This window comes from Pseudomonas sp. 67(2021) (assembly GCF_017491835.1).
GTDB classification, from domain to species: domain Bacteria; phylum Pseudomonadota; class Gammaproteobacteria; order Pseudomonadales; family Pseudomonadaceae; genus Aquipseudomonas; species Aquipseudomonas atacamensis.
Genome location: NZ_JAFGYL010000001.1, coordinates 417,750 through 430,599, shown reverse-complemented (window position 1 = coordinate 430,599; position 12,850 = coordinate 417,750). Strand labels below are relative to the sequence as shown.

At 61.1% G+C, this 12,850-nt stretch carries 9 protein-coding genes; 6 read left to right on the top strand and 3 right to left on the bottom strand.

Annotation, left to right across the window (positions count from 1 at the left end):
* Positions 1-84 precede the first annotated feature (84 nt).
* The 3 genes from J5M66_RS01970 to J5M66_RS01960 all read left to right on the top strand — a co-directional run bounded on the left by J5M66_RS01970 (position 85) and on the right by J5M66_RS01960 (position 3,320).
* On the top strand, positions 85-633 hold the full coding sequence (locus J5M66_RS01970; protein ID WP_016772566.1) for a cupin domain-containing protein: 549 nt from the start codon (positions 85-87) through the stop codon (positions 631-633).
* A gap of 181 nt (positions 634-814) precedes the next feature.
* Positions 815-1,228, top strand: coding sequence for a c-type cytochrome (locus tag J5M66_RS01965; RefSeq protein WP_125925557.1), 414 nt, complete (start codon positions 815-817; stop codon positions 1,226-1,228).
* A gap of 169 nt (positions 1,229-1,397) precedes the next feature.
* Complete coding sequence (locus J5M66_RS01960) at positions 1,398-3,320, top strand: acetyl-CoA hydrolase/transferase C-terminal domain-containing protein (protein WP_207807567.1); 1,923 nt, start codon at positions 1,398-1,400, stop codon at positions 3,318-3,320.
* 132 nt (positions 3,321-3,452) lie between these two features.
* Here the strand turns inward: J5M66_RS01960 and J5M66_RS01955 are convergent, their stop codons facing one another.
* Positions 3,453-4,025: a xanthine phosphoribosyltransferase gene (locus tag J5M66_RS01955; protein ID WP_016772573.1), complete on the bottom strand. Its 573-nt coding sequence runs from the start codon at positions 4,023-4,025 to the stop codon at positions 3,453-3,455.
* A gap of 57 nt (positions 4,026-4,082) precedes the next feature.
* On the bottom strand, positions 4,083-6,092 hold the full coding sequence (gene rep, locus J5M66_RS01950) for a DNA helicase Rep (protein ID WP_016772574.1): 2,010 nt from the start codon (positions 6,090-6,092) through the stop codon (positions 4,083-4,085).
* A gap of 272 nt (positions 6,093-6,364) precedes the next feature.
* On the opposite strand from rep, the gene J5M66_RS01945 reads away from it, so the two are divergent.
* Complete coding sequence (locus J5M66_RS01945; protein ID WP_073470929.1) at positions 6,365-8,035, top strand: bifunctional diguanylate cyclase/phosphodiesterase; 1,671 nt, start codon at positions 6,365-6,367, stop codon at positions 8,033-8,035.
* 78 nt (positions 8,036-8,113) lie between these two features.
* Here the strand turns inward: J5M66_RS01945 and J5M66_RS01940 are convergent, their stop codons facing one another.
* Complete coding sequence (locus J5M66_RS01940; protein ID WP_160768019.1) at positions 8,114-9,508, bottom strand: NorM family multidrug efflux MATE transporter; 1,395 nt, start codon at positions 9,506-9,508, stop codon at positions 8,114-8,116.
* A gap of 159 nt (positions 9,509-9,667) precedes the next feature.
* Here J5M66_RS01940 and J5M66_RS01935 point away from each other — a divergent pair, with 159 nt between their 5' ends.
* Entirely contained in the window at positions 9,668-10,588 is a 921-nt protein-coding gene (locus J5M66_RS01935; RefSeq protein WP_016772577.1) for a LysR substrate-binding domain-containing protein, read from the top strand.
* Between the two features lie 187 nt (positions 10,589-10,775).
* Positions 10,776-12,752 carry a methyl-accepting chemotaxis protein gene (locus J5M66_RS01930; RefSeq protein ID WP_016772578.1) on the top strand — a complete coding sequence of 659 codons (1,977 nt, stop codon included), beginning with the start codon at positions 10,776-10,778 and terminating at the stop codon, positions 12,750-12,752.
* Positions 12,753-12,850: the final 98 nt, after the last annotated feature.

The window sequence follows — 12,850 nt, the reverse complement described above, 5'->3', positions numbered from 1 at the left end:
GCTGCGGGGGCCAGCTGTTGTAAATACTGAACGCTGTCGCCATGATAACGCTCAATATTCTTACAACATCAGGAGGCTCCCGCCTTGGACGTCGGTGAACGACTGCAATCGATCCGCAAGCTCAAAGGGCTTTCCCAGCGTGAACTCGCCAAACGCGCGGGCGTCACCAACAGCACCATTTCGATGATCGAAAAGAACAGCGTCAGCCCTTCGATCAGTTCGCTGAGAAAGGTGCTCGGCGGCATTCCCATGTCGATGGTCGAGTTCTTTTCCGAAGAGATCCTGCAGGACCAACCGACCCAGATCGTCTACAAGGCCAATGAGCTGATCGACATCTCCGACGGCGCCGTGACCATGAAACTGGTCGGCCGCGCCCACCCGAGCCGCGCCATCGCCTTCCTCAACGAAATCTACCCGCCGGGCGCCGACACCGGCGAAGAAATGCTCACCCACGAGGGCGAGGAAACCGGAATTCTGGTGGAAGGCCGCCTCGAACTGGTGGTAGGGCTGGAAACTTTTATCCTCGAAGCCGGCGACAGCTACTATTTTGAAAGTACCAAGCCGCATCGTTTCCGTAACCCGTTCGACGTGCCGGCGCGACTAATCAGCGCAGCCACGCCGGCGAATTTTTAAGCAGAAGGCGCCAGGCCGATATGGCAAAGGCCCCCGAACCGATTTACCGATGGGCAACAAGACCCCTCTAACCATGGGGTTGTTTCAGTACAGCGGCCTACCCGCTATACTTGCGCCCGCCTGCGAACCGTGGCCGCAGGCGTGAATAGCCACCATTGAGGGTGAACGCGTGAACCTAATTATGAAAATGCTGGCTGCACCAGCAACCGTACTGGCCCTCTGGGCTGTCAGCGCTCAAGCTGCGACAAATGACGACATCGCCAAACGCCTCGAGCCCGTCGGCCAGGTGTGTGTTCAAGGGCAGGAATGCAAGGGTATGGAAGTGGCCGCGACGGCTGGCGGCGGTGGCGGGGCGAAAGCCCCTAAAGACGTGATCGCTAAGCACTGTAACGCTTGCCACGGTACGGGCCTGCTTGGCGCGCCGAAGATCGGTGACACCGCAGCCTGGAAGGAGCGGGCCGATCACCAGGGTGGTCTGGATGGCATCCTTGCCAAGGCCATCACCGGCATCAACGCCATGCCGCCAAAAGGCACCTGCGCCGATTGCTCCGATGAAGAGCTCAAGGGTGCGATCAAAGAGATGTCCGGTCTGTAATCAGCGCCGGCTTTGAAAAAAACCGTCTTCGGACGGTTTTTTTGTGCCTGTGGTTTCTGGTTTCCGATTCATTCAGGCCCTGATCCCTCCAAACCAAATGCTGTCCTTTGCAGCAAACTCAAGGCAATCTCGGTCTACCCCTATCAACGGAACGGGCGGGAGGCTTCAGATGGTGCAGTTGTGTTCGATCGAACAGGCGGTGGACGATGTGCTGGCGCGTTTGCCTGCTCACATCCACATGGGCCTGCCGCTGGGGTTGGGCAAGCCGAATCATTTCGTCAACGCGCTGTACCGGCGCATCAAGGACCTGCCCGAGCGGCAGCTGACGATCTATACCGCGCTGTGCCTCGGTCGGCCGAATCTGGGCGATGGCTTGCAGAAGCGCTTTATCGAGCCCTTTGTCGAGCGCGTGTTTGGTGATTATCCGGAGTTCGATTTCCTCGCCGATCTGCAGCGCGACAGCCTGCCCGCCAACATCCGCATCCAGCAGTTCTTCATGCAACCCGGTAGTCTGCTCAACAGCGCGCCGGCGCAGCAGGATTACGTCAGCAGCAATTACAGCCATGCCGCCCGCGACATCAACGCAGCGGGTCTCAATCTGGTAGCGCAATTGCTCGCCAGCAGCAGCGAACACCCTGATCGCTTAAGCCTGAGCTGCAACCCGGACATCACCCTCGACCTGTTGCCGATGATCGCCAAGCGTCGCGAAGCGGGGGAGACCATTGTGCTGGTCGGCCAGGTGCATACGGATCTGCCGTACATGCCCGGCGATGCGGAAGTCGACATCGACACGTTTGATCTTCTGATCGACGAGAAGGACAGCAGCACGCTGTTTTCAACGCCGAACATGCCCGTGGGCTTTCAGGATCATTTCATTGGCTTGCACGCCAGTACGCTGGTGCGCGATGGCGGCACATTGCAAATTGGTATCGGCTCGATGGGGGATGCGTTGACTGCTGCGCTACTTGCCCGTCAGGCCGATAACGCCGGTTATCAGGCGTTGCTCGGTGACATCAACCTCAGTCAATGGGCGCAATTGATCCAGCGCGAGGGCGGCACCACGCCATTTGCCAAAGGCCTTTACGGTTGCAGCGAGATGTTCGTCAACGGGCTGCTGGTTTTGGCGGATGCCGGGATCATCCGGCGCAAGGTCTATCCGGATGTGCCGACCCAGGAGCAGGCCAACGCTGGCACCCTCAATGAAGCGGCACAGCCTGACGGTATCTGCGTCCACGGCGGCTTCTTCCTCGGCCCGCGCAGCTTTTATGAACGTCTGCGCGAGTTGCCGCAAAGCAGGCTGCTGGAATTCAACATGACCCGCATCAGCTACATCAACGAACTGTACGGCCAGGAAGAGCTCAAGCGCTTGCAGCGCATCGATGCGCGCTTCATCAACACCGTGTTCACCATGACACTGCTCGGCGCCGGCGTGGCTGATCAATTGGCGGACGGACGCGTGCTCAGCGGGGTAGGCGGCCAGTACAACTTTGTTGCTCAGGGCCACGCGCTGGAGGGCGCGCGATCGATGTTGATCCTGCGCAGCTGGCGCGAGTCCGGCGGCGAAGTCAGCTCCAATATCGTCTGGGACTACGGCCACTGCACGATCCCGCGGCACCTGCGCGACATCGTCGTCACCGAGTACGGCATCGCTGATCTGCGCGGCAAACCCGACGCGGCGGTGATCGAAGCGTTGCTCAATATCAGCGACTCGCGGTTTCAGCCGGGGTTGATCGAACAGGCGCAGACAGTCGGCAAGCTGCCGAAGGACTTCCGTCTCGATCCACGATTTGCCGACAACACACCGCAACGTTTGCAGGCGATTGCCGCACGGCATCCGAACCTGTTTCCGGAGTATCCGCTGGGCTGTGATTTCACCGCCATCGAACGGGATCTGCTGCGGGCGCTGAACTGGCTGAAGAGCAAGTTCAAGCTGACGGAGATTCTGGAATTGGGCAAGGCAGCGCTGGATGCGCCGGAGGCCTCAGTGTTCCCGGAACATCTTGAGCGGATGCAACTGACGAATCCGGAGGGCCTGAAGGAGGACCTTTTCCAACGCCTGCTGCTCACAGGCCTGAAAGCTACCGCACAGTAACTGACCACCCCCAGAACCCACTGTGGGAGCGAGCCTGCTCGCGAATGCATTGTGTCATTCACTCAACAGGGTGACTGACACAATGCATTCGCGAGCAGGCTCGCTCCCACAGGGGTAACTCGGTGCCGCTGGTTACTCGATGAAGGTGACGACGCCATCCTTCAGCGATTGCACGCGGGCCAGGGATTCAACGCGGTAGCCCTGCGAGTCCAGTTCGGCGCGGCCGCCCTGGAACGACTTTTCGATGACGATGCCCAGACCGGCAACGGTGGCGCCGGCCTGTTTGATGATCGAGATCAGCGCTTGCGAGGCCTTACCGTTGGCCAGGAAGTCGTCGATGATCAGCACGCGGTCGCTGCTGGTCAGGTGGCGCGGGGAGATGGCCACGGTGCTTTCGGTCTTCTTGGTGAACGAGTAGACGGTCGCCGAGAGCAGGTTTTCAGTCAGGGTCAGCGACTGTTGCTTGCGGGCGAAGATCACCGGCACGCCGAGGTTCAGACCGGTCATGATCGCCGGGGCGATGCCCGAAGCTTCGATGGTGACGATCTTGGTGATTCCCGAATCCTTGAACAGCGCGGCGAATTCGTCACCGATCAGCTTCATCAGGGCCGGGTCGATCTGGTGGTTCAGGAAAGCGTCGACTTTCAGGACCTGATCGGAAAGCACGATGCCTTCTTCGCGGATTTTTTTGTGCAGTGCTTCCACAACAGCTTCCTCTGTTGGCGCGATGGGCGCCGAAGGTAGATTAAAAAGTAGTCGATTCTAGCGCTTTAACATCGCGCGTATGTCAGCCAATGCGCTATTGCCACGCACGGCTTTGACTTCAGTCGGGGTGTCGTCGTTGCCTTCCCAGGCCAGATCGTCCGGCGGCAGTTCATCGAGGAAGCGGCTCGGCGCGCAGTCGATGATCTCGCCGTACTGCTTGCGCTTGGCGGCGAAGGTGAATGCCAGGGTCTGGCGGGCGCGGGTGATGCCCACGTAGGCCAGGCGGCGTTCTTCTTCGATGGTGTCGGCTTCGATGCTGGAGCGGTGCGGGAGGATTTCCTCTTCCATGCCCATGATGAACACGTAGGGAAATTCCAGCCCTTTGGAGGCGTGCAGCGTCATCATTTGCACACCTTCGGCGCCGTCCTCTTCTTCCTGCTGGCGCTCGAGCATGTCGCGCAGCACCAGTTTGCCAATGGCGTCCTCGACGGTCATTTCGCCGTCTTCGTCTTTCTCGAGGGTGTTTTTCAACGCCTCGATCAGGAACCAGACGTTGCCCATGCGGTAGTCCGCCGCCTTGTCGCTGGAGCTGTTGGTACGCAGCCAGTTCTCGTAGTCGATGTCCATGACCATGCTGCGCAGCGCCGAGATCGGATCTTCGCCGGCGCACTGCTCGCGGACCTTGTCCATGAAGCGCTTGAAGCGCGCCAGACGATCGGTGAAGCGGCTGTCGAGATGTTCGCCAAGACCGATTTCGTCGGTGGCGGCGTACATCGAGATCTTGCGCTCGGTGGCGTAGTTGCCGAGCTTTTCCAGGGTGGTCGAGCCGATCTCGCGACGCGGCACGTTGATCACGCGCAGGAAGGCGTTGTCGTCATCCGGGTTGACGATCAGGCGGAAGTAGGCCATCAGGTCCTTCACTTCCTGGCGACCGAAGAAGCTGTTGCCGCCGCTCAGGCGATACGGCACCTGATGGTGTTGCAGCTTCAATTCGATCAGCTTGGCCTGGTAGTTACCGCGATAGAGAATCGCAAAATCGCTGTACGGGCGGTCGGTGCGCAAGTGCAGGCTGAGGATTTCCATGGCCACGCGCTCGGCTTCGGCGTCCTCGTTGCGGCAGCGAATCACGCGGATCTCGTCGCCGTGGCCCATCTCGCTCCACAACTGTTTTTCGAATTCGTGCGGGTTATTCGAGATCAGCACGTTGGCGCAGCGCAGGATGCGGCTGGTGGAGCGGTAGTTCTGCTCGAGCATGACCACTTTCAAGGACGGATAGTCGTCCTTGAGCAGCATCAGGTTTTCCGGGCGCGCGCCACGCCAGGCGTAGATCGACTGGTCGTCGTCGCCGACCACGGTGAACTGGTTGCGCTTGCCGATGAGCATCTTCACCAACAGATACTGGCTGGCGTTGGTGTCCTGGTATTCGTCGACGAGCAGGTAACGGACCTTGTTCTGCCATTTTTCGAGAATGTCGGCGTGTTCTTCGAAGAGCTTTACCGGCAGCAGGATCAGGTCATCGAAGTCCACCGCGTTGAACGCCTTGAGCGTGCGCTGATAGTGGGTGTAGACGATGGCAGCGGTCTGTTCCTTGGGGTTGCGCGCGTTTTCCAGGGCCTGGGCGGGCAGGATCAGGTCGTTTTTCCAGGCGCCGATCATGTTCTTGATCTCGTCGACGCCATCATCGCCCGCGTATTCCTTCTGCATGATGTCGGTCATCAGGGCTTTGACGTCGGTCTCGTCGAAGATCGAGAAACCGGGTTTGTAGCCCAGCCGCGCATGCTCCTTGCGGATGATGTTCAGGCCCAGGTTGTGGAAGGTGCAGACGGTCAGGCCACGCCCTTCGCCGGCACGCAACAGGGTACCGACCCGCTCTTTCATCTCGCGCGCGGCCTTGTTGGTAAAGGTCATGGCGACGATGTACTGGGCGCGGATGCCGCAGTTCTGGATCAGGTGCGCGATCTTGCGCGTGATCACGCTGGTCTTGCCGGAGCCAGCACCGGCGAGCACCAATAGAGGGCCGCCGACGTAGTTCACGGCTTCTTGCTGCCGGGGATTGAGTCGGGACATACGAAAATTCGGGAGTCGTTGACGAAATGGGCCGGCATTTTAACAGGCTCAGCGATTTCTGCTGCTCTGTCCGACTTGTGACGCAGCACGCGATTCAGATTTGCCGCTTTTGTTACTTTCACGCAGGATACGCGGGGATTTTGCGGCTAATGTTCTCATTCGTGACACAAAATAACGTTTAGAGGTCGTTGTCATCAGACAACGCATTGGTCATTGTTCAGCACACCGGCATAATGCCCCGCCTACATCATTGCAGAGTCTAGGGAGTCAGCTTGTCTACGCCTGTCGAACCCTTGCGTTTGCTGCTACTGGCCGAAGAGCCAGCGTGGACAGCGTTGTTGCGTGAGTGTCTGGCTCCGATGGGGAGCGCGGCGGTGCTGATCAGCGCGCCGAACTGGGATTCGGTCAGCCGCCTGTTCGAGGACAACCGCCACGCGGTACTGCTGACCCTGCCAGCGTTGCAACCGGCGCCCGGGCGCTGCAGCCTGCCGACCGTTCTGCTGCTGGAGCACGAGCCGGCCACCGCGCCGGTCGGTGTCAGCGACTGGCTGGTGTTCGACGCCCTCGACGCCGGCATGCTCCAGCGTTGCCTGCGCCATGTGCGCGAGCGCGGCGTGCTGGAAAACACTCTTCAGCGCCTCGCCGAACAGGACCCGCTGACCGGTATCGCCAACCGTCAGGGCTTCCAGACTCTGCTCACGGCGCGCCTTGCCGAAGGCGACGGTCGCGGTCTCGCCCTCGGCCATCTCGATCTCGACAATTTTCGCCATGCCAACGACGCCCTCGGGCATCAGGCCGGGGATCGTCTGATTCTGCAGGTCGTCGCGCGGCTGAAAAGTCAGCTGGAGGCCGGCGATCAACTGGCACGGCTGGGCAGCGATGAATTCGCTCTGCTGATCGATACCCGCCGCGCGCCGCAACGCGCCGAGTGGATGGCCGAACGCATCACTGAGGCGTTGGCCGAACCTTATTGGGTCGACGGCGAGAGCCTGCTGATCGGCTCCAGCCTTGGCATCGCCCATGCCCGTGCCAACGGCGGTGCCGATCCACTGATGTGGCACGCGCACATCGCCATGCAGCAGGCCAAGAGCACACAGGGCTGCACTTTTCATATCTTCAACGAACGCATCAACCGCAACGCGCGGAGCATGGCCGACCTCGAAAGTGAACTGCGCCGGGCGTTGCGCCGCGATGAGCTGGAACTGCATTACCAGCCACGCCTGAATCTTGAGGACGGCCAGATTGTCGGCCTCGAAGCGCTGGTGCGCTGGCGCCACGGTGAGCGCGGTCTGCTGCCACCGAGTGAATTTGTGCCGCTGGCCGAGCAGAGCGGTCTCATCGTGCCGTTGGGCTACTGGGTCATTTCCCGCGCCTTGCGCGATATGCAGGCGTTGCGCGAGCAGGGGCTGCCGGCGCTGCACATGGCGATCAATCTGTCGTTCCGCCAGTTCCAGGACAGCCAGTTGCTGCCGACACTCAGCCGCCTGATTGCCGAACGTGGGGTGGAGGCGCAGTGGTTGGAATTCGAACTGACCGAAACCGCGGTAATGCGGCGCAGCGATCTGGTCAAGCAGACCATGGACGCCCTCGGCCGCCTCGGCGTGCGCTTCTCGCTGGACGATTTCGGCACCGGGTTTTCCTCGTTCGTGCACCTCAACAGCCTGCCGATCACCTTGCTGAAGATCGACAAGAGTTTTGTCGGCGGCATGGAACAGCGCGAAGAGAACCGCAAACTGGTGCACGCGATGATCAACCTTGCGCACAACCTGCACCTGGAAGTGGTCGCCGAGGGCGTCGAGACGCCGGAGCAACTGGAGTTGCTGCGCGGGTTCGGCTGCGATCAGGTGCAGGGTTACCTGATCAGCCGACCGCTGCCGCTGGATGAGTTGGTGGAATATCTGACCTTTGGAGCCAGTCAGCAGGCTTCGGTGGAAGCCATTTAAAAGATCGCAGCCTTCGGCAGCTCCTACCTTGGAATGTGTTCCCTTGTAGGAGCCGCCGAAGGCTGCGATCTTTTGATCTTAATCCGCGCCGATGGCCTCGAACCTCTCTGCAACTGGCTCGCGCCGAATCATCCGCTGCATCTTCCATTCAAACGCCAGCGTCAGGCTCACCGCCGCGCAGGCCAGGCCCAACGCCAGACCCCACCAGACACCCGTCGGCCCCCAATTGAGATGGAACGCCATCCACCACGCCGCTGGCGCGCCGATCAGCCAATAGCAAGCGAGCCCCACGAGAAACGTAGTCTTGGCATCCTTGAGCCCGCGAATACAGCCCATGGCAATCGTCTGCGTGCCGTCGAATAGCTCGAACCACGCCGCTACTGCCAACAGGCTCACCGCCAGACGGATCACCTCGGCAAACGCCGGATCGTTGTGGTCAAGGAACAGGCCGACCAACTGGTTCGGCCACAGCCAGAACACCAGGGCAAAGCCGAGCATCACCACGGCACCGAAAGTGATGCCGACACGCCCGGACATGCGCGCATCGACCAGTTGCCCGGCGCCATAGTGTTGGCCGACGCGCATGGTGATGGCGTAAGACATCCCGGCCGGGACCATGAAGGCCACCGACACGATCTGCAGGGCGATCTGATGCGCACCCATTTGCGTGCTGCCCATGGTGCCCATGCACAGCGCAGCGAAAGCGAACAACCCGACCTCTACCGCATAGGTGCCACCGATCGGCAGGCCCAGGCGCCAGAGCTCCTTGAGGTATTGCCGGTTCGGCCGCGACAGGCCGGCGCGCAACGGATAAGCGTCATACGCCGGATGCCGGCGGATATGCCAGGCCAGCGCCAGTGCCATGCAGTTGGCGACAATCGCCGTGACCAGACCGATGCCGGTCAGACCCAACTGCGGCAGGCCGAACATGCCGGTGATCAGCGCGGAGTTGAGCAGGAAGTTGGCCACCGTACCGGCGAGGCTGATGACCATCACTGGCGTCGCCCGGCCAATCGCACTGGTAAAACCGCGCAGGGCCATGAAGCTCAGGTAACCGGGCAGGGCGAAGGGCAGGGCGATGAGAAATTGCCCGGCGGCGTTGACGTTGGTTTCGGTTTGGCCGAACAGCAGCAACACCGGTTTGAGGTTCCACAACAACAGCCCGGCGCCGAGGGCCATCAGCCAGGCCAGCCACAGTCCGGCCTGGGTCAGGCGCGCGGCACCGATGATGTCGCCGGCACCCTGACGGATTGCCACCAGTGTGCCGACCGCTGCAATCACGCCGATGCAGAAAATCGACACGAACGAGTAGCTCGCGGCACCGAGGCCGCCACCGGCCAGCGCTTCGGGGCTGAGGCGCGCCATCATCAGGGTGTCGGTGAGCACCATCAGCATGTGCGCCAACTGCGAAGCAATCAGCGGCCCCGCCAGCCGCAGAATGGCCCAGAGTTCGGTACGCACAGGATGCTGCATGGTCATCACCACCCAAATTTCAGAGGGAACAGAAGAGCGTCGATTCTCGGCGGTTGGCAGGCTTTGCACAAAGGGATAAAAAGGATGGGTGGCATGATTAATACTCATCCTGAATCGTCCTGCCGAATTGGCTGTATCCCCGCTATTGGAGCTTTGTGTATGTCCCGACGCCTTCCGCCGTTGTATGCCCTGCGCGCATTCGAAGCGGCAGCGCGACACAGCTCGTTCACCCGCGCGGCGGAAGAACTGTCGATCACCCAGAGCGCGGTCAGTCGGCACATGCGCACTCTTGAAGAACACTTCGCCTGCCGGCTGTTTCATCGCAGCGGGCGCAACCTGCAACTGACCGAATCGGCGCGGCTGCTGTTACCCGGTATCCGCGAAGGCTTCGCCGCCCTTGAGCGCGCCTGCAATACCTTGCGCGCCGAGGACGACATCCTGCGCATGAAAGCGCCATCGACCCTGACCATGCGTTGGCTGCTGGCGCGGTTGAGTCGCTTCCGCCATTTGCAGCCGGGCAATGAGGTGCAACTGACCAGCGCATGGATGGATATCGATTCGGTGGACTTCAACAATGAACCGTTCGATTGCGCGGTGTTGCTCAGTGACGGGCATTTCCCACCGGACTGGGAAGCGAGCCTGCTGTTTCCCGAGGAATTGATTCCGGTCGGCGCGCCGAACCTGCTCAATGACCAACCTTGGGACGTAGCGCGTCTGGCGGCTGCTGAACTGCTGCACCCGACCCCGGATCGCCGCGATTGGCGCAGTTGGCTGGAGCGCATGGGCCTGTCCGATCAGGTCTCGCTCAAGGGCGGACAAGTGTTCGATACGCTGGAGCTGGGCATGATCGCCGCGGCGCGCGGCTACGGCGTTTCGATGGGTGATCTGTTGATGGTCGCCGAAGATGTCGCGCAAGGGCGCTTGAGCCTGCCATGGCCGACCGCCGTCGCCAGTGGCCTGAATTATTACCTGGTGTGGCCGAAACCGCGTCCGGGAGGTGAACGTTTGCGCCGTCTCAGCGATTTTCTCCAAGGCGAAGTCCGCGCCATGCAATTGCCGGCGGTAGAGCGCTTGAGCTGAAACGTTCGAGCCGGCACAATGCCACTACTGCGCCATACCCACGCAATCCGCTCAAGTATTCGGATTTTCCGCCGACTACGAGCATGTGGAACCGTCGTGCCGGTTCCGCGCTATCCCCATTATTAGAATATTTTCCGGGCAATTACCGCGATCAAGGAGGATTCGGTGGCTCGGCCAGGAGCTGTTCATGTCTCAACCTCGTGCTCGGATCGCCTCGCAGCTGGGCCTTGCCCTTGCTGTGATACTGGCGATAGTCATCAGCGGCAGTACGGTGTTCGCCTTGCGTTCGCTGGATTCCGCCAACCTCGCCACCCGTGAAGAGCATCTGGCCAGTGAGGCCCGGCTGCTGGCCGATCAGCTGAGTACCTTCCACGGTACGCTGCGTGAAAGCACCCTGCGCCTGAGCGGGCTGTTCGAAAAGCGCTTCGGCAGTGGTTTGAGTGTGCACCCCGATCAGCCAGTGACCGTGGCCGGCGTGCAGACTCCGGGCCTGCATCTGGGCAACGAGGTGCTGAACAACAACTTCAAGGAAGTCGACGAGTTCAAGCAGATGACCGCTGGTGTGGCCACGGTATTCGTGCGCAGCGGCGAAGACTTCATCCGCGTCAGCACCAACGTCAGCAAGCAGGACGGCACCCGTGCCATCGGCACCGTGCTCGATCATGCCAACCCGGCGTACGCGAAGTTGATGGCGGGGCAGAGTTATGTCGGCCGCTCGTTGCTGTTCGAGCGCTACTACATGTCGCAGTACACCCCGGTGCGCGATGCGGGCGGCAAGATCATCGCCGTGCTGTACGTCGGCTTCGACTACACCGATGCGCAGAACGCGCAGTTCGCCAATCTCAAGCGCTTCCGCATTGGCAAGACCGGCTCGCTGGCGCTGCTCGACGAGCAGAACAAATGGCTGGTGCCGATTGCCGGCGTCGAAAACCTGGATCAAGCCGCCCCGACCATCAACAACCTGGTGAAAACCCCGGGCAAGGGTGAGTTCTGGAGCGACAAGGGCGAGGACTTCTACAGCATCGCCGTGCCGTTCGAAGGTGGCCCGTGGTCGGTGGTGGCGAGCATGCCGAAAGCCGAGATCCGCGCGGTGACCTGGAGTGTCGGTACGCAACTGGCGATTGGCAGCCTGCTGGCGATGTTGCTCGCGGTCGGTTCCGTGGTCTGGCTGCTGCGCAGCAAACTCGCACCGCTGGGCGATCTGGTGCGTCAGGCCGAAGCCTTGGGCGCGGGTGATCTGAGTGTGCGGCTGAACGTATCGAGCCACGATGAAATCGGTCAGCTGTCCCGCGCGTTCAACCAGATGAGCCAGGCGCTGTCGACCATGGTCGAGCACATCCGCCGCGCTTCGGAAGAGGTCAACAGCCGTGCGCAGGCGCTGTCCGGTTTGTCCGGTGGTGCTTACGAAGGCATGGAGCAACAGTCGGGCGAAATCACCAGCATGGCCGGCGCCGTGGAAGAGTTCAGCGCGACGTCGTTGAACATCGCCGACAACATGGGCGCGACCCAGCGCCTGGCGCAGGAAAACGCTCAGCAGACCCAGATCGGCCGCAGCTCGATGGAAGAGGCGTCGTCGTCGCTGGAGCAGATCGCTGGCGCGCTGAACAGCACCGCCAGCGTGATCAACACGCTGGGGCAGCGCTCTCAGGAAATCGGCGGGATTGTCGGCGTGATCACTTCGATCGCCGAGCAGACCAACCTGTTGGCACTTAACGCTGCCATCGAGGCCGCGCGTGCCGGTGAACAAGGGCGCGGTTTTGCCGTGGTCGCGGACGAAGTGCGCAGCCTCGCCTCGCGTACCCGTCAGGCGACCGATGAAATCTCCAGCATGATCCACAGCATTCAGCAGGAAACCGGCAACGCGATCAGCACCATGGAACAGGGCAATGTGCTGATGCAGGAAGGCCTGTCGCGCAACGCCAATGTCGCCTCGGCGCTGGCGCGGATCGACGAGCAGAGCCGTTCGGCAGGCCAGCAGTTCGCCGCGATCACCACCGCCACTCAGGAGCAGAGCAGCACTGCTACGTTGCTGAGCAGCAATTTGCAGAGCATCGCCTTGGCCAACAGCGAGCAGCGTGAGGTGGTGTCGAACCTGGCTGTCACCGCTAAAGAGTTGGAGAAGCTGGCGGCGGATCTGCGTTCCGAGGTTGACCGCTTCCGTTGATGCATCTTTGAAACAGCTATCGCGAGCAGGCACGCTCCCACAGTAGTCGGCGTAATTCACAAATATTGTGAAGGCCCGATGTCCCTGTGGGGGCGAGC